23 protein-coding genes are annotated in these 24482 nt (G+C 64.2%); 6 read left to right on the forward strand and 17 right to left on the reverse strand.

Annotated elements, in window-relative coordinates:
* Positions 1-268: 268 nt before the first annotated feature.
* Complete coding sequence (locus IC232_RS08040; protein ID WP_190844417.1) at positions 269-1654, reverse strand: transposase; 1386 nt, start codon at positions 1652-1654, stop codon at positions 269-271.
* A gap of 338 nt (positions 1655-1992) precedes the next feature.
* On the opposite strand from IC232_RS08040, the gene IC232_RS08045 reads away from it, so the two are divergent.
* The 3 genes from IC232_RS08045 to IC232_RS08055 all read left to right on the forward strand — a co-directional run bounded on the left by IC232_RS08045 (position 1993) and on the right by IC232_RS08055 (position 6285).
* Positions 1993-4425: a PAS domain-containing protein gene (locus IC232_RS08045; RefSeq protein WP_190844418.1), complete on the forward strand. Its 2433-nt coding sequence runs from the start codon at positions 1993-1995 to the stop codon at positions 4423-4425.
* Positions 4426-4506: 81 nt separating this feature from the next.
* Positions 4507-5139 (forward strand): response regulator transcription factor, encoded by a 633-nt coding sequence (locus IC232_RS08050; RefSeq protein WP_190844419.1) that lies wholly within the window; start codon positions 4507-4509, stop codon positions 5137-5139.
* A gap of 126 nt (positions 5140-5265) precedes the next feature.
* Positions 5266-6285, forward strand: coding sequence for a transporter (locus IC232_RS08055; protein WP_246812102.1), 1020 nt, complete (start codon positions 5266-5268; stop codon positions 6283-6285).
* Between the two features lie 15 nt (positions 6286-6300).
* Here the strand turns inward: IC232_RS08055 and IC232_RS08060 are convergent, their stop codons facing one another.
* The 16 genes from IC232_RS08060 to IC232_RS08135 form a co-directional block, all read right to left on the reverse strand.
* Positions 6301-7437, reverse strand: coding sequence for an HlyD family secretion protein (locus IC232_RS08060; protein ID WP_190844420.1), 1137 nt, complete (start codon positions 7435-7437; stop codon positions 6301-6303).
* A gap of 15 nt (positions 7438-7452) precedes the next feature.
* Positions 7453-7623: a hypothetical protein gene (locus IC232_RS08065; protein ID WP_190844421.1), complete on the reverse strand. Its 171-nt coding sequence runs from the start codon at positions 7621-7623 to the stop codon at positions 7453-7455.
* Position 7624: 1 nt separating this feature from the next.
* Positions 7625-7987 carry a DUF3302 domain-containing protein gene (locus tag IC232_RS33055; protein ID WP_312895126.1) on the reverse strand — a complete coding sequence of 121 codons (363 nt, stop codon included), beginning with the start codon at positions 7985-7987 and terminating at the stop codon, positions 7625-7627.
* A 17-nt stretch (positions 7988-8004) separates the two neighbouring features.
* Positions 8005-9414, reverse strand: coding sequence for a DUF1254 domain-containing protein (locus IC232_RS08075; RefSeq protein ID WP_190844422.1), 1410 nt, complete (start codon positions 9412-9414; stop codon positions 8005-8007).
* Positions 9411-10445 (reverse strand): HAD family hydrolase, encoded by a 1035-nt coding sequence (locus IC232_RS08080; RefSeq protein ID WP_190844423.1) that lies wholly within the window; start codon positions 10443-10445, stop codon positions 9411-9413. The genes IC232_RS08075 and IC232_RS08080 overlap by 4 nt, the downstream gene beginning before the upstream one ends.
* A gap of 1 nt (position 10446) precedes the next feature.
* Entirely contained in the window at positions 10447-10827 is a 381-nt protein-coding gene (locus IC232_RS08085) for a DUF1622 domain-containing protein (RefSeq protein WP_190844424.1), read from the reverse strand.
* 173 nt (positions 10828-11000) lie between these two features.
* Entirely contained in the window at positions 11001-12563 is a 1563-nt protein-coding gene (locus tag IC232_RS08090) for an arylsulfatase (RefSeq protein ID WP_190844425.1), read from the reverse strand.
* A 51-nt stretch (positions 12564-12614) separates the two neighbouring features.
* Positions 12615-13091 (reverse strand): YidH family protein, encoded by a 477-nt coding sequence (locus IC232_RS08095; protein ID WP_246812103.1) that lies wholly within the window; start codon positions 13089-13091, stop codon positions 12615-12617.
* 6 nt (positions 13092-13097) lie between these two features.
* Positions 13098-13601, reverse strand: a complete 504-nt coding sequence (locus IC232_RS08100) for a hypothetical protein (RefSeq protein WP_190844426.1) — start codon at positions 13599-13601, stop codon at positions 13098-13100.
* Positions 13598-14578 carry a formylglycine-generating enzyme family protein gene (locus tag IC232_RS08105; RefSeq protein WP_190844427.1) on the reverse strand — a complete coding sequence of 327 codons (981 nt, stop codon included), beginning with the start codon at positions 14576-14578 and terminating at the stop codon, positions 13598-13600. The genes IC232_RS08100 and IC232_RS08105 overlap by 4 nt, the downstream gene beginning before the upstream one ends.
* An 11-nt stretch (positions 14579-14589) precedes the next feature.
* Positions 14590-15342 carry an aquaporin Z gene (gene aqpZ / locus IC232_RS08110; RefSeq protein WP_190844428.1) on the reverse strand — a complete coding sequence of 251 codons (753 nt, stop codon included), beginning with the start codon at positions 15340-15342 and terminating at the stop codon, positions 14590-14592.
* A 16-nt stretch (positions 15343-15358) separates the two neighbouring features.
* Positions 15359-15823, reverse strand: a complete 465-nt coding sequence (locus IC232_RS08115) for a hypothetical protein (RefSeq protein ID WP_190844429.1) — start codon at positions 15821-15823, stop codon at positions 15359-15361.
* 150 nt (positions 15824-15973) lie between these two features.
* Complete coding sequence (locus IC232_RS08120) at positions 15974-16252, reverse strand: hypothetical protein (protein WP_190844430.1); 279 nt, start codon at positions 16250-16252, stop codon at positions 15974-15976.
* 223 nt (positions 16253-16475) lie between these two features.
* Positions 16476-17735, reverse strand: a complete 1260-nt coding sequence (locus IC232_RS08125; RefSeq protein WP_409564886.1) for an alpha/beta hydrolase — start codon at positions 17733-17735, stop codon at positions 16476-16478.
* Entirely contained in the window at positions 17732-19582 is a 1851-nt protein-coding gene (locus tag IC232_RS08130) for a mechanosensitive ion channel family protein (protein WP_190844431.1), read from the reverse strand. Before IC232_RS08130 ends, IC232_RS08125 begins: the two co-directional genes overlap by 4 nt.
* A gap of 970 nt (positions 19583-20552) precedes the next feature.
* Positions 20553-21308: a Crp/Fnr family transcriptional regulator gene (locus IC232_RS08135; RefSeq protein WP_312895127.1), complete on the reverse strand. Its 756-nt coding sequence runs from the start codon at positions 21306-21308 to the stop codon at positions 20553-20555.
* 300 nt (positions 21309-21608) lie between these two features.
* Between IC232_RS08135 and IC232_RS08140 the strand changes: the two genes are divergently transcribed.
* The 3 genes from IC232_RS08140 (at position 21609) to IC232_RS08150 (ending at position 24454) form a co-directional block, all read left to right on the forward strand.
* The gene (locus IC232_RS08140) at positions 21609-23126 is read left to right on the forward strand and encodes an ATPase domain-containing protein (protein ID WP_190844433.1); all 1518 of its coding nucleotides are present in this window, start codon (positions 21609-21611) and stop codon (positions 23124-23126) included.
* Complete coding sequence (locus tag IC232_RS08145) at positions 23110-24153, forward strand: sensor histidine kinase (RefSeq protein WP_190844434.1); 1044 nt, start codon at positions 23110-23112, stop codon at positions 24151-24153. Before IC232_RS08140 ends, IC232_RS08145 begins: the two co-directional genes overlap by 17 nt.
* Before the next feature lie 121 nt (positions 24154-24274).
* Positions 24275-24454 carry a type II toxin-antitoxin system ParD family antitoxin gene (locus IC232_RS08150; protein ID WP_190844435.1) on the forward strand — a complete coding sequence of 60 codons (180 nt, stop codon included), beginning with the start codon at positions 24275-24277 and terminating at the stop codon, positions 24452-24454.
* Positions 24455-24482: the final 28 nt, after the last annotated feature.

Consider the following 24482-nt stretch of genomic DNA (forward strand, 5'->3'; position numbering starts at 1 on the left):
GGGAATTGGCTCGAAGGGCTGTCATGACCAGCGCGCTTCCCCGACGCCATCGGTCAGCCCTGACGAGGCTGATTGACAGGCTGTCAGTTGATGAGCCGGCGCCATTCCCAACATATTCAAAGGGCCGCTCTTGGCAGATTTTGTTGATTTAGTCGGGCAGATGGAGCGATGACGGTCTGCACCGAGCTTTTTCAGAGCTGCGGGATGGCTGTGCTCGCCTTGTCGTTCCGGCTCTGAAGCCAGACTTGGGCTGGATGAACGCACATCGTCATGCTCCTTCCCGGGCGAGGATGGGCATGGGCCGCAACTTGGCGAGCCGTCTCAGGTTCTGAGCCGTGGCTGCCAGCAGGAACTCGTCTCTGGCCCCACTTGGCCCGCGTAGCCTCAGACGAGCCAGCTTCAAGATGCGTTTGAGGTGGGCAAACAGCATCTCGATCTTCTTGCGATGATGACGGGAGCGCTCGAAGGCCGGCGTGCCGGCCAGAGCACGGGCCACATCGCGCGCGTCCTCAACCAGGCTGCGTGGGATGCGGCGCCGGGGCGTGTTGGGACAGCAGCGCGCCTTCAGGTCACAGCTCTGGCAGTCGGATTGCTTGGCCCGGTAGAACTTGATGCCGTCTTTGGTGACGCCTGAGCGTCGGTTGGTGAAGTTGCGGCGGTACTGCACCAGATGTTTGCCACCCGGGCAGATGTAGAGATCCTGCTCTCGATCATAGGCGAAGTCGGATCGTGAGAACGTGCCGTCGGTCCGGTCGGCCTTGTCGATGACCGGGATATGCGGCGCGATCTGCTTCTCCTTCACCAGCCAAGCAAGGTCGTCAGCCGATCCATAGGCGCTATCGGCTGCCAGATGCTGCGGCTTGAGGCCGAAGCGCTCGGCCGTGCGGTCGAGCATCGTGCGGGCAGCCCCGACCTCCGCCTGCCGGATAGCACGCGTCGCCTCCACGTCGAGGATGATCGCGTGATCGGTATCGATCAGGTAGTTCGTGGCATAGGCAAAGAAGGCCGGGCCCCGCATGGCGCCGGTCCACTGGGCTGCCGGATCGGAAGGCGAGACGAACTTCGGCTCAACGTCGGTGGCCGCGCCCCAGGCAGCCTCATCGAGAGTGGCGAGATACTCTTTGACCGCTCGATGAGCATCGGCACCATGGTCCTTCGCTCGCCACTCGTCGCCCGGGATGGAGCGCTGCTTGTTGGCGTCAGCCGCGATCAGGCTGGCATCGACTGCGAACCCTTCACCCCCGACCAGACCCTCCGCCAGGCAGCGCTCGACCACCGTCTCGAACAGATGGCGCAGGATGTCGCTCTGGCGGAAGCGGCCGTGGCGATTGCGTGAGAAGATGGAATGATCCGGCACCTTGCCGTCCAGGCCCAAGCGGCAGAACCAGCGGTAGGCCAGGTTGAGGTGGACCTCCTCGCACAGGCGTCGCTCCGAGCGCAGGCCCATGCAGTAGCCAACGATCAGCATGCGCATCATCAGCTCGGGGTCAACAGAGGGGCGCCCGATGGTGCTGTAGAACGGCTTCAGAGTCGTGCGGACGCTCTCCAGGTCAAGAAAGCGGTCAATGCGGCGCAGCAGGTGATCGGCGGGAACGTGATCGTCGAGGCAGAAGTCATAGAAGAGCCGCGCCGGAGCCACTTGCATGCCCATCATCGTCCTGCCCTCCGCAAAGCGACAGGAGAATGGAATCACGCCAGCACGGCTCTATCAATGCCCGACTAAATCAACAGTATCGGCACAGGGCTGACCTTAGCCGTACTTCCGCACTGCTGGGATGAGCGGACCTTCGCACCAAGATCCGCTACTACTCAGTTTGACCCGAAGCGGCCCTTCGACGAGCAGGCACTCCCGCTGGATATCCACGTGCCGCGACATAGGACACGCCGGACACCCCTGAGAGTTCATTCAGGTTCTAACCTGTGTTAGCCTCCCTCGGATCCGAGGCCCGGACCAAACCCGGTGCGACATCGGGCATGTGTGGAAGGCGTCCCATGGACGACGCAAAATCCATCAGGCTTCTCGGCCGCAACTTGTCTCGCTCGCCCGGCGTCCGGGGCTGGGTGATCTTCACGGTTGCGGTTACGGTGGTGCTGTCGTTCCTGATCGCCGCCGGCGTCCTGCTCTGGCATGCGGTTCACGAGCGGCATACGCTGGAGCACCGTGGGCTGTCGGCTGCGGTGGCAACCGTGAACGTGCTGGATCGCGAGGCCGAGGCGCTTGGCAATACCCTCAGGGGTCTGTCGCGCTCGCCCCTGGTCGAGCAGGAGGATCTTGGACCCTTCTACCGGCAGCTTGTGGCAACCCCCCGGCCGAGCGGGGCCCGCTTCGTTCTCTGGACCCCGCAACGCCAACTCCTCAACACGGGTGTTCCCTACGGTGGAACGCTGCCCGCAATCGGCAACCTACCGATCAGGCGGGAGAGACTGGATCTGTTGGGGCAACGTGGCCTCGTGATGTCGGAACGCTACCCTGCTGCGCTCGATGGGCAGGAGGTCATTGCGATCAGCCTGAGACTTGATGCCTCAGGATCCTATCCCGAGCGGATCCTGACCCTCACCGTTCCTGAGGATCACCTGATCGAGGCTGTGCGTGATGCGAGATCTCCGGAAGGCTGGACTATGGTCATCCTGGACTCGAAGCTCCAGGTGCTGTCGAGGCGCGATCAAGATCCAGGCACCGCGTCGCCGAGCCTGACCCGAGATATGGTTGATCGGCTGTCCAGTCCTGCACGCAACGGCCACTTCGAGACAGAGGGACCGTCCAGCGGGATCTGGGTCGCTTTCCATCGGTCCGAGATCTCGGGATACACGGCGGTTTCGGTTGCTCCTTCCACGCTGGTGAATGCGCCCGTCACGCACGCCGCCTACCGGATCGCGCTCGCCGGCGCCGTGCTGCTCCTGGTCGGCGGGGCGTCGGCCTCGCTGCTGATACGCACCGGCGGCCCGGTCGATCGTCTCCGCCGCGATGCCGCTATGACCAGAAGCGAACTGGCGACCGCCAATGCGCGCATGAGCGACATCCTCGAGAGCATCAGCGATTGCTACTTCACCCTCGACCGAGACTATCGCATCACCGACGTGAACGCGGCCGCCCTGCGCTGGTGGAAACTGAAGGAGGGGAGCATCGTCGGGCGCTCCTATTTCGATATCGTCGGACGCGATCCGGCCATCGACGCCGCCCTGGCGCAGGCGATCGGGGGCAGGCGCGAGTTCCGCGGCGTGCTGGCCTCAATCTACCATCCCGGGCGCTACATCGATTACCGCGTGTATCCCTCGCCCGAGGGTGCCACCATTTTCTTCAGCGATGTCACGGAACGCCACGAGGCACACCGCGCCGCGCTGAGGGAGCGGGAATTCCTGCAAGCTTCGCTCGACGCGCTGTCCGCACATGTGGCGGTTCTGGATGAGCGAGGCGTCATCATCTCGGTTAACGAGGCATGGCATCGTTTCGCCCACGACAACGGATACTCCTCTCCCTCGCATGGCATTGGGACCAACTACCTCGACGTCTGCGGCGCCGCCCGGCATGCGGGTATGGTTGAGGAGCGGATCTTCCGCGGGATGGAGGCATTGGTCGCAGGCCAACGGACGGATTTCCAGGCACTCTACCCATGCCCGTCACACGACCGCCTTCGCTGGTTCCAGCTTCGGGCAGCCCTGTTCATGGCCGGGAGCGATGCCCGCATCGTGGTGGCTCACGAGGACATCACCGACATCATCGCCGCGCGCGCCGAGGTCGGCGAGCTCTCGGAGCGCCTGCTTGTCCTCCAGGATGAGGAGCGCCGCCGCATCGCGGCGGAACTCCACGACTCCACCGCCCAGCATCTCGTCGCCGCTGGCTTGAGCCTGATGCAGGTCGAGGCGCTCGGGCTGCCGCCGGCCGGAAAGCGCATCATCGACGAACTGGATCGCTCGCTCGAAGAGGCGCTGAAAGAGCTGCGCGTCTTCACCTACCTGCTCCATCCGCCGGGACTGGATACGGATGGGGTGGCCGGAACGATCCGGGCGTTCGTCGATGGATTCTCGGACCGCACGGGCCTGCATGTCTCGGTGCAGATCGATGTCGGTGTGGAGACACTTCCTCCTGAACTCCAACGCGCGCTGTTCCGCATCGTGCAGGAGGGCTTGGCCAACGTACATCGGCATGCCGGTGCCTCGCGGGCCGTGATCTCCCTGCGCCTGACGCCAGGCGATGTGATCCTGTGCATCGGGGACAACGGTCACGGAATGCGACCGCGGCGAAGCGAACCCATGGGCACGAAGGCGGCACTTGGTGTGGGCATCCCGGGCATGCGGATCCGCCTCAGCCAATTCGGCGGCACTCTCAGGATCCGCAGCAACCGCCGCGGGACCGTCGTGCGGGCTGCCGTGCCGCGGGAGTGGCGCGGTATGGCGCTGGAAAGTGGCCTGATGAGGGTTTCCTGACGTGCGTTTCAGGGTTTCCCCCAGGTTCTGCGGCCGAGCTTTTGCGCTATAACGGGAGACTGCGGTGGAGGGGCCAGGACGATGGTGCGTATCCTTATCGCCGATGACCACGACGTGGTCCGCTCCGGCGTGGCAACGATCCTGAGCAGCCAGCCGGGATGGGAGGTGGTCGCCGAGGCGGAGGACGGCCGACAGGCCGTGCAGCTCGCTGCCGAGACCCACCCGGACTTGGCCATTCTCGACTACCAGCTCCCCTTGATGAACGGGGTCGACGCCACACGCGAGATCCGTGCCTTCCATCCGAACACGGAGGTGCTCATCTTCACCATGCACGAGAGCGAACCCCTCGTGCGGGAACTGCTCGAGGCTGGCGCTCGCGGCTACCTGCTCAAGTCCGATGCGCGCAAGTTCCTCATCGCAGCAGTCGAGTCGCTTGCGGCTCACAAGCCGTTCTTCACGGGCCGCGTCTCCGAGACGCTGCTGAAATCCTTCCTGTCGAAGGGGCATGCGCCGGAAGGGGCGCTGACGACCCGGGAACGAAGCGTCGTCCAACTCATCGCAGAGGGGCACAGCAACAAGCAGGTGGCACTGATCCTCGGCCTCAACCTGAAGACCGTGGAGAGCCACCGCGCTGCGGCGATGCGCAAGGTCAATGTCAACTCGACCGCAACCCTGGTGCGATACGCCATCCGCAACAAGCTGGTCGAGCCGTAGGGCTGCCAGACAGCCCCAGCGCCCGGCTCGGGGTTTTCCTTTGTGAAACTCAGGGTTTATCGGGTCCGCGGCGGGATTGCGTCCTGCCTAAAGCCGCAGGATCCTGCGGTGAAAAGGGAAATGGCAATGGCGCACCTCGAAAGGCTCCGGAACCTTACGGCGGGATTGGGATTCGCCGCCCTCACGGGCAGTCTCGCCATCGAACCAGCACATGCCACGGAAGGTGGCGCCAGCCTGTATCTTCCCGGCCTGAGAGGCCCTGGGGCAGGCATCGTCCCGCCGCCCGGCTTCTACTTCAGCAACGACTTCCTGGCCTATTCAGGCGAACTCAGCGGTGGCCGCCGCATCCAGATCGGCGGCGCCGTGCTGGCCGACGTGGAGGTCGAGATCCGGGCGGACTTCCTGACGGCAACCTGGGTCTTCCCCCTGGAGGCCCTGGGCGGGCGCATGGCGATCGGCGCCAGCCTGCCGCTGGGCGTGCCGCGAGTGAGTGCGGGCGTCCTGATCGAGGCGCCGCGGCTGGGCCGCACCTTCGCTTTCAGCCAGCGTGACGCCTCGTTCGTGGTCGGCGATCCGGTGGTGACCGGCCTCATCGGCTGGGACGCGGGTAACTTTCATTGGTCGGTTGGCGCCAGCGTGAGCATCCCTGCCGGCGGCTACGAGGAGGGCGAGCTCTCCAACCTCGCCTTCAACCGCTTGATCGGCGACGTCTTCGCCGCGGCCACCTGGCTCGATCCGGAGCTTGGACTCGACATCTCCGGCGCCGTCGGGTTGGAGTTCAACGGCGAGAACCCGGACACCGACTACGACAGCGGCAACGCCTTCCACGCCGATATCTCGATCAGCAAGAACCTCACCAAGGAATTCTCCGTCGGGCTTCTCGCCGGCTACTACGACCAGATCTCAAGCGACCGCGGCGAGGGCAACCGCATCGGGCCCTTCAAGGGACGGGCGGCGGCGGTCGGCGCCACGGCGGGCTACAACTTTACGGTGGCGGGCACGCCTGTCTCAGCGCGGGTGAAGGTGCTGCGCGAGGTGGATGTCGAAAATCGTCCCCAGGGCACCATCGGCCTGTTCACGGTGGCGTTCCCGCTCGGCGGGCACACGCCGCCGGCTTCGCCACAGCCGATCCGCGCCCGCTACTAGGATCGAATCGCGCCATCACGTTCCCCATGCGACGTAGTTCAGGATCGTATTGGTCCGTACGACACCCATCCGAAGCATGCCGGCGAACTGAACCTTGCCTGTATAGACAGCGCCCGTGCCCTGCGCGCCTGCCGGCAGGCGGAGATCCGGGTCGTCGAGCTTGATGATGGCGCCGAAGCGCGGAGCGGCCCGTGCGCTCACGTCAGGCAGAGCGCCCGATGGAGTGAGCGTTCCGCCGCTCGTGATGTCGGCGATGCTTTCGACCTTGCCGGTGAAGATCTGGCCCGGGTACATGGAGAAGATGACTTCGGCATACTCGCCCGGCTGCACCGCAAGAAACGACGCCTGGTCGAAGGTAGCAACCACCTTGCCCTTCATGTCGGCGTCCTGGTCGCAGACGAAGGGCATGACCGCTGCTGACGGGCCGACAATGGAGCCGGGCAGGATGTTCACGTTGGTCACATACCCGTCGCAGGGCGCGGTGACGTTGGTCTCCGCAAGATTGGTGCGGGCGGCGGCGAGCTGCTGCTGCGCCTGTGCCACCGAGGTGTTCACGTTGCCGATGTTCGACTCGTAGGCGAGCCGGGCCCGGTCCTCCGCAGCCTTGGCCTCCGCCTCCCCTTGGCGGGCGGCTTCGAGGTTGCGGGTGGCGGTGTCGACGGCGGCCTGCGCCACGGTCCGGCTTTGGAGAAGCTCAGTCTGCCGGTCGAACGTCTGCTGCGCCAGGGCGACCTGCGCCTCGGCCCGGGCGCGGGCCGCCCTGGCTTGGTCAAGCGAGGCCTTGAGCTGGCCCACGTTCTGCTCGGCCGCGGCCAATGCTGCCTCCAGCCGTCGGACGTCGTACTCGAACGGCGTCGGGTCGATCCGGAACAGGGTCTCACCCCTTGACAACCGGATGTCAGGCTTGACCGCGATCTCCGCCACCCGGCCGGGAGCCGAGGTCCGCGGAGTAATCTGGACCACCCTCTGGAAGATGCGCACGTCCGAGGTGCCGGGGTGGTAGAAGTTCATCGCCACGAGGGCGAGAAAGATGATGATCGGCCCGGCCGAGGCGAAGAACAGCGCCACCGGCAGCGTGAACGGCAGCAGGCGCAGCTTCGCGAACACAAGCCAGACCAGGGCGGTGTAGATGATGAAGATCGGCCATTGCATGGTGGGCCTCGTTGGCTAACGGGCAGCGACGCGCTTCTGGAGCGTGTCGAGTCGGGCGTTCAGGTTGGCGAGCTCGCTGCGGACCGCCGAGACGGTCGCGTGCTCTTCGCTGCGCGGCTTCGTCTCGTTCTTGTGCCGCCAGTAGAGATAGAGGATGACCACGGAGCTGATGATGGCGGGGACCATGTCAGGCGATCCTTCTCGGGGAGGTGGAGCCGAGCCCGGCTTCGATGGCGGCGACCCGTTCCGACGTCCGGCGCAGGTCGGCCAGCAAGGCATCGAGATCCTCGCTCGTCGCGGCGGCTTGGCCACCCCGGGGCGAGGTATAGGCCCACACCAGCGCGACGGGCCACAGCACGAAGGTAATCAGGCCGAGCCAGCCGCAGACACTGATCGCAGCGGCCTGCGGATGGCCCCGGGAGCGGGCGATCCGGCCCGGCAGTCCGCCCAACGAGTAGACCGCCCAGATCCCGGCGACCACCAACGCGATAACGATGACGAAGCACAGCCAGTAAAGCCAGTCTCCGCTGCCCTGCATCTGGAAGCCCATGGTTGGGTTCTCCTCGATCACTCGGCCGCGGTTTGTTCGACATCCGGCAGGCGCCAGGTCTTGTCGAAGAGCGGTTTCTGCGGCCCGTAGAAGCGCATCATGACCTCCCAGCCGCGGCCGGCTTGGGTGGGGACCCAGTTCGCCTCCTTGCCGGCGGGTGGCTTCGGCCCGAAGAAGAGATCGACCGATCCGTCCGCATTCACTTGCAGGCCTGGGGTCGTGGAACCCCGGGAGGGCCATTTCTGGTCCCGGATTAGGGCGTGCGTGGCGCGGTCGTAGACGGTGGCCGACCAGTAGAGCTCGGCCGGCACATTCGCAGGCACTGTCAGGCGATAGGTTTGGCCTCCATCGAACGGTTGGCCGGTCCTGTCGCGGAGCGCCACCAAGTAGAACTGGCCCGTTCCCAGGTGCTTGACGCTAGAGAAGGCCATCGAGAAGAAGACGCCGCGGGCGTCGATGGGATACACCCCAGCCTTGGCGAAGTTGTCCGACAGTCCTTCGGTCAGGTCGTGCGCAAGCGGCAGCGCCCACTGCCCGTTCGGGTAGTAAGGCGAGAACAGGGCCTCGTAACCCTGATCAAGTACGGCGTGAGCCTCTTGGGCCGCCTGCTCCAGGAGCTTGCGCGTCTCGGCGGTTGGATTGAACGGCTTGCCCTGCTCGATGCCGACCGACTTGAGCTGGTCGATCATGGCCCTGTCCCGCTCCAACCAGGGCTCCCTTTGCACGAAGCGGTTGAGAGACTCGAAGAAGCGCGTGTCGTAGGGAATCGTGCTGTCGAACTCGACACTAATGGCATCGACGAAAGCTGTCGGAGGTGAATTGACCGTGCTGGACAGCGGGTAGAGCTTGATCTGCTTGCCATAGGCCACCGCATTCGCGATGTCGGCCGCGGAGCCGCTGCTGACATTCGAACGCAGCAACGCCCCGGCCATGTTGGTGCCTGATCGGAGCACGATGTAGCCATCGGGCACCGTTCCCCCGTAGCCCGGAGGAAGGATGAGGTACTTGCCGCCCTTGCCCTTATCCGCGCCCGCCGGACCGACATCCTCCAGCGCGACCTGCCAAGCATCGAAAATCGTGCCGGTGATCGACCCTCCCTGGGCAGGCGGGATCTCCACCACCATCGGGCCGGTGGCCTTCATGTTGAGGAAGGGCATGAGGTAGATCGTGCTGGGATTGGGTGTGAGCGTCTGGTTTTTCCAATCCAGGAAGTTCGACCAGTAGACAACCTGGTTCTCCTTCGCGCCCGCTTTGAGGGCAGCCTGGAACATCAGGTCATAGTTGACCGCCGGCATGCCCCAGATCACCGCCTCGATCGCGCGGCGATGAATGGCGCGCTGCTCCAGCTCCTGCGGAGAGAAGCTCTGGGCAGATGCGGGTGCCGCCAGCGCCAGGGACGTCATTGCTGCAACGATTGCTCTCTTCATAGCCGGTCCCCCGGTTGTTCGCTTGGTTCAGGGAAGATGATGCGCCAATCCCGCTTCATGTCGACCACGGTCCAGCCTTTGGACTGCGCCTCGTCCCATGCCTTGTCGAGCCTTCCGATATGGGACTGGCGGTCATAGGCCCACTCACGTTCTGCATCCGTGTGATGGACGATGCCCATGAAGCGCGCACCATCTCCTGCCGCCGTCCATTGCAGCATCTGAAGGTCGCCGTCCGAGTTGCCGAAGGCGAGGATCGGACGGCGTCCGATGAAGCGGTTGATGCCGACCGGCTTGCCGGGGCCATCGTCGACGAACTCGACCTCCGGCTCCTTCAGGAGCACCGGCTTGCCGTCGGCGCCGATCTCGAACTTCGTCACGGCGGACGAGCCCACCACCTGCTCGGGCGGGATGCCGTAGACCCGCTCGGCGAAGACGCGCATGAACTCGACGCCGCCGCCCGAGACGATGAATGTCTTAAACCCGTTTGCGCGCAGGTACCTGAGTAGCTCGATCTGCGGTTGGTAGACAAGGTCGGTGTAAGGACGGTTCTTCGTGGGGTGGCGCGCCGTCGCGAGCCAGTCCTTCACAGCCTTCGTGAATTCGGCCGTCGTCATGCCTGTGTGCGTGACGGTCACGATCTCTTGCAGATCTTTCTCGCCTGCCGTCAGGAGGGCTCTCAGGTCTCCTACGATGACGGAACGAAATAGCTCCTTGTCCCTCCATTCTGGGCGCTGCGGCCCGAGCCGCCGAACCTCGTCCAACGCAAAGGCGAACTGGAAGTAGATCGGCTGCTCGGCCCAAAGGGTGCCGTCGTTGTCGAAGGTGGCGATACGCTCCTCGACGGGCACAAAGTCGGGTTCGCCCTCGCGGGTCACGCGCGCCACGAAATCAATGATCGCCTGCTTGGGAGCCGTGTCGTTCCAGGACGGCAGCGGGTCGGACGCCGGTGCTTGCGCCTGAACAGACGCGAGAGGCAGCCAGAGGGCCAGCAGGCCAGCTCCGAGAAGAGAGAGCAGGTGGCGGCGGTTCATCCTATGCTCCTTTCGTTTCCTGCACCCGCTCCCTGTTGCGTTCGTGCTGTCGCTCGCGGATCTCCGTCAGATCCCGTTCCAGGAAGAAATTGAGGAAGGTGCGGATCACCGCGATGGCGCCGAGCCGTGCAACTGATTCCCAGCCTGTGGTGATCGAGGTCTCGATGATGTCGGCCGCAAGCTGGAAGGTCAGGCCAGCGACCAGCACCCGGGCGTAGCGCAGCCAGACCTCGCGCCGCTCGATACTGTTCTCCGTTCCCGCCAACATGAGGCGAAGGCCAGCAATGAATGCCTCCAGAGTGCCAAACAGGACGATGACGAACGCCAGTGTGTCGACGAGGAGAACGGCGTATTCCGTGACGGTGACCAGCCATTCCTTCATTGGCACCTCCGGCAGCTCTCATGATGCACACCGTTGCGACGCGAGGTCGAGGATCGCCTGTTTGGCCGGTCCCTCGTCCCAGGATGAAAGAAAATCTTGGTCCATACCGCAATCCTCCGGTCGCCTGCGGGTTTCAATCGGGCGGCGAGCCATCGCCCGCCGCCCGGACCGTCTCAGTGGTGCGCGCCACTCGCGGCTTCGCTCATCTTTGCCATCGCGTCGTCGAGGTTGAAGCTGCCGGCATGCTGAGCGGGTGGGAACTCCTTGAAGGTCCCCAGGAACTTGCCCGCAGCCGCCTGCGCGGCGAACATCAGGAAGCCGTTGTGCATGACCCAGTCCCAGTAGGCGTTCGAGGTGACGTCGGCGAACTCGTAGGGATCGGTCCTGAGGTTGAAGATCTTTGGAAACCGGAGCCGCACGAAAGGCTCGGCCCAGAGTCCCAGCGTGCCCTGGAGCCGCTGCTCCATGAACACCACCTTCCAATTGTCGTAGCGTATGGCGAGCACGTCCCCATCGTCGCTGAAGTAGAAGTAGATCTGGCGCGGGCTCTTCTTCTGCTGGCCTGTCAGGTATGGCAGAAGGTTGTAGCCGTCGATGTGGTTCTTGTAGGTTCTGCCTATCGCCTGATGGCCCTTCTTGAGCTTGTCGACCACATCCTCCTCGCCCGCCATCGCGAGAAAGGTCGGCAGCCAGTCGTGGTGCTGCACGATGCCGTTGGAGATCGAGCCTGCCTCGATGTGCCCAGGCCAGCGCACCACCATCGGGACACGGAAGGCGCCCTCCCAGTTGGTGTTCTTCTCGGAGCGGAACGGCGTCGTGCCGGCGTCGGGCCACGAATTGCGATGCGGTCCATTGTCTGTCGAGTACATCACGAACGTGTCGTCGGCGATGCCGAGCTCATCGAGGAAGTCGAGCACGCGTCCCACGAGTTCGTCGTGGTCGACCATGGTGTCGTGATAGTCCGACTGCCAGCGGCCTGCCTTGCCTTTGCTCTCCGGCTTGGGGTGCGTGATGAAGTGCATGTGGGTCGTGTTGAGCCACACGAAGAACGGCTTGCCGTCGGCGTTGGCACGCTTCATGAAGTCCACCGCCGCCCCGACAAACTCCTCGTCGCAGGTTTCCATGCGCTTTCTGGTGAGGGGGCCCGTGTCCTCGATCCTCTGCTTGCCGACACGCCCCCACCTCGGGTCCTCGGTCGGATCGTCCTCCTCGGCTGCCCATGAATGGATGACGCCGCGCGGGCCGAATCTCGCCCTGAAGCCGGGAATGTCCTCTTCGGTCGGGTAGCTCTCCATCTCCGGGTCTTCTTCGGCGTTCAGGTGATAGAGGTTGCCGAAGAACTCGTCGAAGCCGTGCATCGTCGGCAGGTGCCGGTTCAGGTCGCCGAGGTGATTCTTGCCGAACTGGCCGGTCGCATAGCCCTGGTTCTTGAGGAGGGCTGGGATGGTGACGATCGTATCCATCATCCCCTGCGGCGCGCCGGGCATGCCGACCTTGGATAGTCCAGTGCGATAGACACTCTGGCCGGTGATGAAGGACGAGCGTCCTGCGGTGCACGACTGCTCGCCATAGCTGTCGGTGAAGAGCATGCCTTCCTTGGCGAGGCGGTCGATGTTGGGCGTGCGGTAGCCCATCAGCCCCTGTGAGTAGCAGCTCAGGTTCGAGATGCCGATGTCGTCGCCCCAGATGACGAGGATATTGGGCTTGCCGTTTTGCTTCTTAGGCTGCTGTGCCATAGATGGCTCCCTAAACGTGAAGGCGGATCAAGTGGACGGGCCGGCGCCTCCTCAACCGAATGGCCCGACTTGGAAGATCATGCTCACGATGGCCGCGACGCCGATGACGAGCAGGACGACGGCGACGATCAGCGTGAGCGAGACGGGAAAATGGCTTTCGCCATGCACGAGGCCGGCAGCCTTCATCGCTTCGCGCTCATGGCGCAGGCCGACCATGAACTGCACGTGGTAGACGATGCCGATAACGAGCATCGTGATCCCGAGCAGCACCAGCGCCACGCCGAAATTGCGGGGCGCTGCCGCATGGGTGATGGTGCCCGCTTCCCGCAGCTTGTCGAACACCTGGTAGATCGTGAAGCCGAAGCTGATCAGGGACAACGATGTGCGAACCACCGACATCAGGGTGCGGTCGGCGCTCATCCGCGTGCGCTGAAACGACATGCCCGTGCGCCGGGACGACAGCTCGACCGAGATCAGATCCGAGTCCGACTGCGCAGTGACGGGCGGCTTTCCTGCCGTGGGAGCCATGACGCGTCACCTCGCGCCATTAGAGGAGTGGACGAAGCGGCGGGCGATCAGACTGATCGGTCCGCGGAGCAGGAGGTACGGCAGCACGGCGAGCAGGAAAGTGATGAGCAGAGCTTCTCCAGGATAAAAGTTTCCAATCGCTCGCCACTGGTAGATCGCATCCATGCCGATCCCGAGAAGGATGATGCGAGCCGTCGCGAAGAGACCCTCACGAAGGCGGTCGCCACGCTCAATGGAGTCGCGAAGGATGGCCCGTAGGTACGGCACTCGATGGACCTTGGCGTCCTGGATCCCGTCATGCAGTGCGGCGATGAAGGCCATCGTTGGCTGGAGCAGGAAGCGGAATGACATCGGCCCGCTTGGGCGCTCGGCGATGTCGCGCCAAATGCGCTGATGTACCTCGACCGAGAAGCCGTACCAGCCGAGGCCCAGCACGACCAAGGCAGCCGTAATGGTGACCACGAGCCAGGCCATGATGCGGGCACCTCGGGGTGCAGCCTGGGGGCTCATGTGTTCGACCCTCGTCGCGACACGCACCGGAAGCCGATGTGGCTCGACGATGTGTCGACGGGCTGCGCATGCCGGGCGGCAGGCCGGTAGCGGCGGCAGTAGTTCGGCGCGCATAGGTGCGAGCCGCCCTTGAGCACCTTGCGCGGAATACGGACTTGCGGCTGGCGCGGATCGTAGCTGTCGGCCTCGCGGCCGCCGCGCGGGTTCTCCGGAATGCAGCAGGCCTTAGACGCGTCATTGGGATGCTTCGGGGCGTACCAGTCCGAAGTCCATTCCCAGACGTTGCCGATCATGTCGTGAAGGCCATAGCCGTTGGGCGGGAAAGCGGTGACCGGCGAGGTGCGCTCGTAGCCGTCCTCGCGCTTGTTCTGGAACGGGAACGCACCTTGCCAGATGTTGGCCATGTGCCGCCCGCCCGGCGTGAACTCGTCGCCCCAGGCATACGCGGCGCTGTCGAGCCCGCCGCGGGCGGCAAACTCCCACTCGGCTTCGGTCGGCAGGTCCTTACCCGCCCAAGCCGCATAGGCTGCGGCATCCTCGTAGGCGACATGCACCACCGGATGGTCGTCGAGCCCCTTGATCGAGGATTTAGGCCCGTAGGGTCGGCGCCAAGTTGCGCCGAAGGTGAAGGCCCACCATTGGCTCCAGTCGCTTAGGGAGACCGGATAATCCGGTGGGCTGAAGACGAGGGATCCCGCCTTGAGCATTTCCGGCAAGGCGCCGGGATAATCCTTCGGATCGGGCTTGCGCTCCGCTACGGTGACATGGCCGGTCGCGTCGACGAAACGTCGGAAGTCCTGGTTGGTGACCGGCGTCCGATCGATCCAGAAGCCATCGACGGTAACCCGGTGGACGGGAGCCTCCTCGGGGTAGTGCTTGTCCGAGCCCATGCGGAACGTGCCGCCCTGGATCCACGCCATGCCGGTATACGGCTGCTCGGCCCGTTTCGAGCTTGGTCTGGCGTCGAGGAGCGTCATCGCCATTTTCCTCATTCGGCCGGTGCCGGCGGCGAGACGCCGGTGACCTGTTCCGAGGGCTCCTCGCTGAGCCAGCGGTAGAGGATGCCGCCGAGTGCACCGCCGATCAGGGGGGCGACCCAGAACATCCAGAGCTGCGCCAGTGCCCAGCCGCCCGCGAACAGTGCCGGTCCGGTGCTGCGGGCCGGGTTGACGGAGGTGTTGGTGATCGGGATGCCGACGAGGTGGATCAGCGTGAGGCCAAGGCCGATGGCGATGGGCGCGAAGCCCAACGGCGCCTTGCCGTGAGTGGCCCCCATGATGATGAACAGGAACATCATGGTGAGCACGACCTCCGCCACGAAGCCGGACATCATGCTGTACTGGCCTGGCGAGTGCGCGCCATAGCCGTTGGCTGCAAAGCCCTTGGCAAGGTCGAACGTCGGTGACCCGACGGCGATAGCATAGAGGGCAGCCGCTGCGACGATTGCGCCGATCACCTGCGACACGACGTAGGGCACGATGTCCTGCTTGGGAAAGCGTCCGCCCGCCGCCAAGCCGACCGTCACCGCCGGGTTGAGGTGGCAGCCGGAGATGTGGCCGATGGCGTAGGCCATGGTCAGCACGCTCAGCCCGAAGGCGAGCGAGACGCCGAGCAGGCCAATGCCGACCTCAGGAAACGCCGCTGCGATCACCGCGCTGCCGCAGCCCGCAAAGGTGAGCCAGAAGGTGCCGATGCCCTCGGCGACGCATCTGTGGATGTTCTGGCTGTTGCGGAGATCCATGATGTCCTCCTGTGTGTCAGCGCGGGCAGACGTCCCAGAAGCCCTGGGTCCGTTGCGGGTTGGTGTAGTACCAGCAGTAGCCGGGGGCTGGCGGGCGGCTGTTGACGTAGGCTGTGGCGGCGGCTGCGGTCACGAAGCCCACCGCCGCCCCGGCGGCGACGGCTGCCCCGGGGCGCCACCAGTATGCAGCAGGACGGCGCCAGCCTGGGGCGACGACAACGGGTCTCGGCAGGGGACGGACGGGGCGGTACCCGGGACGGGCGATGGCCGTCCGGCGTCCGGCAACCACGCCGCCGCGAGGACCGCGCGCTACGAAGCCCTGGCGCACGGCGCCACCGCGACGGATCTGAGCCCAGTCAATCGAGCCTTCGATGGCCATTCTGAGTTTGTCGATGCCGGGCAGGGACGCGGCATTCGCGGTGGGCAGAAACAGGGGCGACAGGACAAGGACAACGGCAGCGGTCAGCGCAATCCGTTTCATGACGGTCCTCCGTTCGGGAGGCAGACCGGAGCGCTTTCGTGGCTCAGACCGTGACCAACTCCCATGGCGGACAGCTTAGAATGTCCGTTGCGGATCGATATTGGGGGAACACCTGAGATGCTGGCAGGAAAATACTGAACCGTCAGGCGGTCAGTTCAAGCGCCGGGGTAGGACGGGTGCCGCCATCATGGCAATCTCCTGGGCCAGAGCCGCCCGCAGGAGGCACCAGCGCTCCTCGGCACGGGCGAGCCTGTCCACCAGGTTCTCGCATGCCGCCAGTGTGGTTTCCTCTTCACGGAAGAGGTCACCGAGCGGCGCGAAGGACTGCCGCCTGTAAGCTTCGTCGAGCGCATGGTCGAGCGTCTCGCGGATGGCCATCAGCCTGTTCCTGGCCTCCGCGAGCGCCAGCCGCGCCTTTTCGAGATCCATCAGGGCCTCGTCGAGGGCGGACTGGCAGACAAGTGCGGCTACCGTCCCATGGCCTTGCTCCTGCCGGTTGGTCCTCGGTCCACCGGAACCCGCGGCAAGTCTATCACCAGTCGCGTCCTCCCACGATCAGGCGTTCCCCTGACTTCGGAGCGCGGAAGACCTAATCGTCGAGCAGGCCATCGGCAAACCCTAGGGCGTGAGCACCGGTCCGCAGACCTTGAGGCTACTGGGACAAGGTTCCCGACACGGCCTGCCCTAGGCTCTCGACGTGCCCTTGAAAGTTCTCGCGGGTGCGCGGATCGACGACGGCAACGGGAGCTGACACGGCGAGCCCCGCGGCCGTACCCACCGCTGCCGCCGCGCCCGCCGTGACCTGAATGATCCTGTCGCCGACGCCAACACGCGAATCCGTCAGCGTCTGGCCTTCGGCGAGTTCCCGTCCGATGATCCGCACGACTTCGGGGCTTTCTGCGAACTTGCTGTGGTTCAACGGATCGCCGGAACGCAGCTTGGAGAGATTGAGCACGGTGATCCCGGCCTGTTCCATCTGGCTACGATAGGGCTCCTGTTCGGGATCGATTGCCCCGAGCCGCACGGCATCGCCCCAGAGGCGGCTCGACAAGGCAAGGGCCCGGTCGTCCTGCGACACGAAGAGGGTGAAGGAGGGCCGCGCCTGCCCCATGTCGGTAACGGCCCCGCGGAAGAGGTCCACATCCACATCCGGCGCCGCGAGCAGCACGTTCCTGATCTTTGGTGCGATCCTGCCATCGCGGATCGCCATCTGGCGCAGCGACTCAAGCGTGACCCAATTGCCCATGGAATGGGCCAGCACGGAGATCTCGCGGACCTCGGGATCGCGGGCAAGCGTGCGCAGTGTGCTTTCCAGCGCATTGCGGGAGTAGGTGTTGCTCTCGCGGTCGTAGCCGTACGCCAGTACGCTGCCGCGGGATGGCCAGGTGAACAGCACGGGCACGACGGGCGTGCCCGCATCGTGCACGATCTGCGCGAAGCGGAAGACGGCATCGTCGAAGCGGTTGTTGAAGCCGTGGACGAACACCAGCACGCGCCGCTTCGGCACCTGCCTCACCGTGCGGCGGAACCAGGCGAGCGCCTGCGGGCGCTCGATCACGTCAGCCTTGAGGGTGACGAAGTCGGTCGCCGGGTTGCCGGGGACGCTGCGCGGCCACTGGACCTCGCCCTCCTTCCGGTTGACTTCCGGCGGAATCGACACGGTGAACTCGGCGAACGACAACTCGGGCCCACGGTCGCCCGAGAAGAAGTCCTGCGGGTCCGTCGCTCGCATGCGGGTCGTGGCCACCAGCATGTCGACCGTGCTCGCGCCTGGGACCGTGTTGGCCACGGGGAGCAGCGTGCCACGTGGGCTCGCGCAGGCTGTCAGCAGCGGCATGAGGATCATACAGCAAGCCAGTCGACGGTTGCGGATCATCCTGCCCACGTTCTTCTGGGTGCTGTCCTTGATCACTGTGCCCCCGCTGGTTCGTCCGAGATTGACATTGGTTTGGGAACAGCCCGGATCCCGTTGTCGCGGAACGCGGCCTGCACGGCGGAGAGCACCGCCTTGCGGAGCGCGAACTGCCTTCCTGCTTTGGCCTTGAACTTGCCACGGATCAAGAGTGTACCATCCTCCACGGAGGCGATGCCCTGGCTCTTGAAGGGCTCCAGCAGATCCGCGTTGAGATCCGGGTTGTCGGCAATCTCCTGCCCGATCTTCTTGAAGAGCTTGCGCACTTTCTCGACATCGGTGTCGAAGGCGACACGGAACACCAGCTTCTCGATCACCCAGTCGCGGGAGAAGTTCTGGATCTTGCCGATCTGCCCGTAGGGAATCGTCGCGACGGCACCCCGGGGGTGACGGAGGCTGACGGAGCGGATCGAGATCTTCTCGACGGTTCCCTTGGCGCCGGAGGTCTCGATGTACTCGCCCATGCGGAAGGAATCGTCGATCAGGAAGAACAGGCCCGACACGATGTCCTTCACCAGCGTTTGCGAGCCGAAGCCGATGGCAAGGCCGAACACGCTCAGGCCCGTGATCAGCGGCCAGACGTTCACGTCGAGGATGACGAGAACGGTCAGGAGCGACAGGACGAGGATAGTGGCCTTCGCCGTTCCATCCAGAAGCGGGAGCAGGGTTTCGAGGCGGCTTAGGGGAGCCTGGATCTCCTCATCGGCCTCGGTGGCGGACGTGCCTGGCTCGGTGTGAGCCAGACGGCTTGTGGCGGCAGCGGTCACGTTCCAGAGAAGCGCTCCGACGAGGATCACGAGGACGATCTCGACCGCCTTGGCGCGGATAAGGGTGATGTCGAAACTGAGCGCGGTGAGCGCAGGTAGTGCCCAGAGGTAGACGAGCAAACCGATCACAAGGATCGCGAAGGTGAACCGCGTCATCCGGCGCAGAGCGCCCGGGACGATGGATCCTGTCTGGACCTCGTCCTTGCGCTGCACCCATGCCGCGATCGTGCTGTCGACGTGGGGAGATAGAAGCACCAGGAGGAGAGAGCCGAGCATTGCCAGTCCGGGCAAGGGGCGGCCGAGCGTCGCGGCGATCTGAAGGGCGAGGAAGGTGCCGATCAACGCGAGAATTGCGAGTGCGGGCCACGTTTTGGCAAGGCGCCTGCGCGAGGAAGACGAGGGCTCCCGCCCTGCGACGGCATGGACGATGGTCTCGTGATGCCGCCAATAGGTGAGGACCAGGAGAGTCGTCAACGGGGTGCTGATGAGAAACGTGCCGAAGATGTCTCGTGTGCCTGGGCCGGCATTCCAGGCCCTAAGGGTCGCTATCGCAGCCAGACCGAAGAGGCCCCAGACAGACCCGATGATCAGGAGCCTGGCGAAGGCGGCACGGTGACCCTCGAGCGCGGAAACGGTGTCGGGAGCGTTCCGGATCAGTCGCGCGAGGAGGAGCTTGACGAGCACGGCGAGAACGGTCGCGTAGCACCATACCCGCGCGACTTGGCGCACGATGCCATCCCCGATGCCGGCCCGAAGGATGAGAAGAACGGCTGCCAGTGTCAGAAGTGCGGCGGCGAGGTCGGCAGCGGACGGTGAGCGCTTGGGCCAGTAGGCAAGCCGGGAAAGGAGCCATCGGATGCTATGAAAGGTTGCAAGCGTCACCAACGTAGTCGCGAGAACGAGCAGGACGTAGAACCCGGGCGCGTGTCCATCGGCGGCCAGTCCCTGGAGCAGGGCATCCCACTCGGTCCCCACGTTTCGGATGTGATGGAGCCTGTCCCGAAGGCCGGTCTCCAGCGCCAGGCCGATTCTGTCGAGGCGGTCCAGGATAGCGCCTGTTCCCTCGGTGACCTCGCTCAAGGTTCACCCTCTCTTTCAACGGTCACCTGCAATGTCCACCATTGCCAGGCTTGCGCCTAGTGGGGTTTCACCTGAGTTGGAGCACGGAAATCCCCTGACCGTTCAGGGTCAAAGGACTATTGCCACCTACTGGGTCAGTAGAATGGATTGATAGCGCGTGCGTCCGTCGTGCCGAGAGGAAAAGGGAGCCGCCTTTCGACGGCTCCAGGAGGCAGCCCTCTGCGGGTGGGTCCAAGGGAGACTTTGGAGGCTGCCGAGTCAGCCTGCCATCAGGCAGATAGTGTCACAATCCGGAGAAACCCTTGGGTGGAGGGAGGATTCTGCTGATGTACGGGCACCGCGACACCCCAGCGGGTGCAGTCGGGCTCGCTCCGGGCGCCATCCACCTCCCTCTGGGTGCAGCACAGAACCAGGCGGTGTTGGAACGACGGGGCTCAACCTACCGGTACGGGTCCTGTTTCATGGGCCGAGTACGCTGTCTTCTGAGAGGGCAGACACGATGGAACAGGTAAATAGAAGCCGTAAACGTCGCCTTCTGGCACTTCTCGGAAGTAGTGCAAACGTCTGCAATAGCGGCGAACAGCAGAAATTCCTGAAGGGTAGGGAATCGGCAGAACCTGACCCAGAGCTGACTCTAGCTGTTCCGACACAGTTTACGTCTGCCACGGTTCCGCAAGTCCCTCTCTGCGAAACGCCGCGTTCGGTCGAGGTCTATTCTTCGGGCTCAGGAAGGGGCTGTGCCAAGCCGCCCGCAGCACCTATGCCCGTGTGAGGTTGGCTGATCTTGACGGCTGAGGGAAGAACTGGGACCGGAGCCTCGGCAGGTGTCTCGGTCTGGCCGGACGGCAGCACCGTCCGCACCGCGGCAACTAAATCGGCTGGCCTGTAAGGCTTGGGAATGAACAGTGCGCCTGAGGGAAGCACCTTCGGCCCCCGTCCGTACAGTCTTCGGCGACAGCTCACGTGGCTATTAAGCCTTCATCCGGGACCCAGGGCGCCTACTGCCTGCCTCTTCCTTCTGAGATGAACTCTCCTCAATGGTTGGATAGACGCCCGCCAGCACCTGATCGAAATGGCGGCGCAAGGCGTTGTTGCAGCCGCACGACAAGGCATCGAGGGCATCCAGATCGCGGACCCGAACCCCACCCCTGCGGGTCTCCAGCAGATGCCGTCCCTTCAGGGACTGGATGACCCGGCTGACGTAGCTTCGGCCAACCCCCATCATGCTGGCCAACTGCTCCTGGGTCAGGGGAATGTCATGATCGCCCGTCCGATCGATGGCGGCCAGCAGCCATTTCACTGTCCGCTGCTCGATCGTATGGACCGCGTTGCACGCTACCGACTGGAACACCTGGGCCAGCATGCAATCCGCGTAACGGGCAAACAGATGGCGCAGGCTCGCGGATCGGGTCTCAAACTCCTCGAGATCCGCAGTCGAAAGGCGCAGGAAGGGGCCTGGGAACTGGATCTCGGAGCGGGCAAAGGCCGGCAGGCGACCCTGGCTCACAATCCCGCCAACCGCCCCCTCGCGTCCGATCAGGGCCGTCTCAACGGTCAGACCATCCTCAAGCTCCACCACGAAGGACACCAGGCTTGGTCCGCAAGGGAAGTAGACGAACCTGACCTCGTCCCCCGGTTGGTACAGCTTGGCTCCGGCTTCGCCCTCCCATTCCTGGAGCGACGGCGCCACGATGGCGAGGTCTTCCGGCTTGAGAGCGCTCAGCAAGTTGTTGCTGGCAATTCTCTCCCTGAGGCGTGAGGGGATCATTGGAGGGTGCATTAGGCGTCTTTTCTCCAGTGCTTCGGCACGTCCAACGCGCCAGAGCGGCTTACGTTCAATTGTGAACATAACCTGAGCCATATGTGCACATGTGGACAGACAGGTCGAAAGCTCCTGTCTACAAGGACACGCAAGCGCCCCCTAAATGACGACCATACCCGGCTGTGAAACGGATCTGGATTTGAAGCGCAGCATGGGGGTTCGACCGTCGATCCAATCGAAACCGCTTATCTGTTGAGACTGTCCATGACGCTTCTGTCGCCTTCCGATGCTGCACCTATCCCTACAGGGGTTCCGGGGCTCGATGACATTCTGGCCGGCGGCTATGCCGCCAATCGCGCTCATCTCATCGAAGGGCGGCCTGGCTCCGGCAAGACGACACTAGGAATGCAGTTTCTGCTCGCCGGGGTCGCGGCGGGTGAGACCTGCCTCTACATTACCCTCTCTGAGAGCAAACGAGAGCTTCTGTCCGTCGCCTCGCGCCATGGCTGGTCCCTTGAGGGCATCGAGATCTTCGAGCTTGTCCCGCCGGAACTGAGCCTCGATCCGAAGCAGCAGCAAAGCCTGGTCTACTCCTCCGATCTGGAACTCGGCGAGACGGTGCAGATGGCGCTGGCGGAGATCGAGCGAGTGAAGCCCCGGCGGGTCGTATTCGACTCGCTCTCGGAGATCCGGCTTCTGTCCCAGGGCTCGCTGCGCTACCGCCGGCAGGTGCTGGCGTTGAAAAGCTACTTCCTGCTGAATGACGCAACCGTCCTCATGCTCGACGACCTGACCTCTGACCAGGACGACCTCAACCTGCACTCGATCAGCCACGCTGTCATCCGCCTTGAGCAGGTTGTTCCGGCCTATGGCGCTGAGCGGCGCCGACTCAGCGTCACGAAGATGCGCGGCACCGCCTTCCGGGGCGGCTACCATGATCTGATCATTCAGCGCGGTGGCCTGCGGATCTTTCCCCGTCTGGTGGCCGCCGATCATCACAGGGATTTTGCCTTTGACGCGATCCCCAGCGGCATCCGTGAACTCGACACCATCCTTGGTGGAGGTCTGAGCCGTGGCACCAGTACGCTCGTCATCGGTCCGTCGGGAGCGGGCAAGTCCACATTGGCGCTCGGCTATCTCTGGGCCGCCCTGGAGCGTGGTGAGCCTGCCCTCATGATCAGCTTCGACGAGACCATCGGTATTCTTCTGCAAAGAGCCAAGGGTGTCGGCTTCGACCTAGCACCTCACGTTGAAGCCGGACGGCTTCACATTGAGCAGATCGATCCGGCCAATGTCTCGCCAGGCGAATTCACCGGGAGGGTCCGGGAGGCTGTCGAACGGGATGGAGCAAGGGTTGTCGTGATCGACAGCCTGACCGGCTACCTGAATGCCATGCCGGAGCAGCCCTTCATTGTGCTCCAGATGCATGAGCTTCTCACCTACCTCAATCAGCAGGGCGTGGTGACGATCCTGATCCTGGCGCAACACGGGATGGTCGGCCAGATGGTCTCGCCGATCGACTTGACCTACTTGAGTGACGCGGTCGTGCTGCTTCGCTTCTTCGAGGCGAACGGCCGCATCCGGCGAGCGCTGTCGGTGGTGAAGCGGCGCACAGGCTCACATGAGGACACGATCCGCGAGTTTCGGATCGACAGCCAGGGATTGCGCGTTGGCCCGCCGCTGGAGCAGTTCCGGGGTGTGTTGACAGGCGTACCGACGTTCGAGGGCCAACGCGCCTCGCTTCTTGAGGAGCGTGAGACCGACAATGACGCAGGCCGCTGACGTGTCCGTGCTGATCCTTGCTCCGCATGGACGAGATGGCGCAGTCGCATCGGGGATCCTTGAAGAGGTCGGGATAGTGGTGACAACCTGCCCCAACCTTGAGGCGCTTGTCGCAATGTTGGATGTGTCAGCCTGCGCGGTGATCACGGAGGAAGCGCTACTCAGTGCCGATCGCCGCGAGCTCGCGGAATGGATTGAGCGGCAGCCGCCCTGGTCCGACTTTCCTTTCCTCCTGCTCACCCATCGCGGTGGCTCACCCGTCGAACACCTCACCGCGTTGCTGGGAAACGTCACGGTTCTCGAGCGCCCGTTCCATCCGGCCGTTCTCGCAAACGCTGTTCGCTCCGCACTCCGCGCCAGACTGCGGCAACGGGAGGTGGAGGCGCATCTCAAGGAGCGGCAGCGGACACACGAGCGTCAGGCCCTGCTCATTCGCGAACTGCACCATCGGGTCAAGAACACACTGGCAACTGTTCAGGGTCTCCTCGGGGCGACAGCCCGTTCCACGCACTCCGTTGAGGAGTTCTACCGCTCGTTCGCGGACCGGATTGTCGCTTTGGCCAACACACACAACCTCCTGACCGAGGATTATTGGCAGACGGCGCCGCTGATCGAGATGTTCAGGAACGAGCTGGCTCATTATGACGATGGCGCGCAACAACGGATCAGCCTTGAGGGCCCGCCCGTGGAGCTTTCAGCCGATCTGGCCGTGCCGATCGGCATGGCCGTGCACGAGCTGACCACGAATGCGGCCAAGCATGGGGCACTCTCGGCTCCAGGCGGGCAGATCTCTGTGGCTTGGACAGTCAGGGATCTGGCAGCAGGGCGCCGGCTTGCCATAGAGTGGGTGGAGCGGGGCGGTCCGCCAGTCGAACAGCCGCGGCGAAGGGGCTTTGGCTCGACGCTGCTGCATCGGGTGCTGACACACCAATGTCATGCAACGATCAGCATCGCCTATGACCCTGAGGGACTGTCGTGCCACATGGATATTCCGCTGATCGAAGAGCGGCTTGTGCCGGAGTATTGATCAATGCGGCAGCCCAAATCACCGAATTGAACAGACCTCTGAGCGGTCGGTGCAGCCGGCGGATGTCCCTTGATTGTCACGAGTTAGCAGTTAGATCCACCCCGTCACCGGATCCCTTCCCATGTCCCGCAACCTCTCTCCGACCGCTGAACTGAATGCGTTCATCCGCGGCCAAGTCGCCTCGGGTCAGTACCAGAATGCCAGCGAGGTCGTTCGGGCCTGCCTGCGTCTCCTCCAGCGGCAGGAACAGTGTGGCCGGCGCAAGACGGCAGTTTCCGGAGCGGACCGCATCGATGGATGATAGGCCAGTGCCCGCAGCCGATCGCGGC

Source organism: Microvirga sp. (assembly GCF_014699075.1).
GTDB lineage: Bacteria > Pseudomonadota > Alphaproteobacteria > Rhizobiales > Beijerinckiaceae > Microvirga.

Coding starts and splice junctions, on each gene's coding strand:
- IC232_RS08050 (WP_190844419.1), top strand. CDS start 4,507: ATGGTGCGTATCCTTATCGCCGATGACCACGACGTGGTCCGCTCCGGC.
- IC232_RS08105 (WP_190844427.1), bottom strand. CDS start 14,578: ATGACGCTCCTCGACGCCAGACCAAGCTCGAAACGGGCCGAGCAGCCG.
- IC232_RS08065 (WP_190844421.1), bottom strand. CDS start 7,623: ATGGTCCCCGCCATCATCAGCTCCGTGGTCATCCTCTATCTCTACTGG.
- IC232_RS08040 (WP_190844417.1), bottom strand. CDS start 1,654: ATGATGGGCATGCAAGTGGCTCCGGCGCGGCTCTTCTATGACTTCTGC.
- IC232_RS08060 (WP_190844420.1), bottom strand. CDS start 7,437: ATGCAATGGCCGATCTTCATCATCTACACCGCCCTGGTCTGGCTTGTG.
- IC232_RS08085 (WP_190844424.1), bottom strand. CDS start 10,827: ATGAAGGAATGGCTGGTCACCGTCACGGAATACGCCGTTCTCCTCGTC.
- IC232_RS08090 (WP_190844425.1), bottom strand. CDS start 12,563: ATGGCACAGCAGCCTAAGAAGCAAAACGGCAAGCCCAATATCCTCGTC.
- IC232_RS08120 (WP_190844430.1), bottom strand. CDS start 16,252: ATGGATCTCGAAAAGGCGCGGCTGGCGCTCGCGGAGGCCAGGAACAGG.
- IC232_RS08055 (WP_246812102.1), top strand. CDS start 5,266: ATGGCGCACCTCGAAAGGCTCCGGAACCTTACGGCGGGATTGGGATTC.
- IC232_RS08145 (WP_190844434.1), top strand. CDS start 23,110: ATGACGCAGGCCGCTGACGTGTCCGTGCTGATCCTTGCTCCGCATGGA.
- IC232_RS08140 (WP_190844433.1), top strand. CDS start 21,609: ATGACGCTTCTGTCGCCTTCCGATGCTGCACCTATCCCTACAGGGGTT.
- IC232_RS08115 (WP_190844429.1), bottom strand. CDS start 15,823: ATGAAACGGATTGCGCTGACCGCTGCCGTTGTCCTTGTCCTGTCGCCC.
- aqpZ (WP_190844428.1), bottom strand. CDS start 15,342: ATGGATCTCCGCAACAGCCAGAACATCCACAGATGCGTCGCCGAGGGC.
- IC232_RS08100 (WP_190844426.1), bottom strand. CDS start 13,601: ATGAGCCCCCAGGCTGCACCCCGAGGTGCCCGCATCATGGCCTGGCTC.
- IC232_RS08075 (WP_190844422.1), bottom strand. CDS start 9,414: ATGAAGAGAGCAATCGTTGCAGCAATGACGTCCCTGGCGCTGGCGGCA.
- IC232_RS08150 (WP_190844435.1), top strand. CDS start 24,275: ATGTCCCGCAACCTCTCTCCGACCGCTGAACTGAATGCGTTCATCCGC.
- IC232_RS08080 (WP_190844423.1), bottom strand. CDS start 10,445: ATGAACCGCCGCCACCTGCTCTCTCTTCTCGGAGCTGGCCTGCTGGCC.
- IC232_RS33055 (WP_312895126.1), bottom strand. CDS start 7,987: ATGGGCTTCCAGATGCAGGGCAGCGGAGACTGGCTTTACTGGCTGTGC.
- IC232_RS08045 (WP_190844418.1), top strand. CDS start 1,993: ATGGACGACGCAAAATCCATCAGGCTTCTCGGCCGCAACTTGTCTCGC.
- IC232_RS08095 (WP_246812103.1), bottom strand. CDS start 13,091: ATGGCTCCCACGGCAGGAAAGCCGCCCGTCACTGCGCAGTCGGACTCG.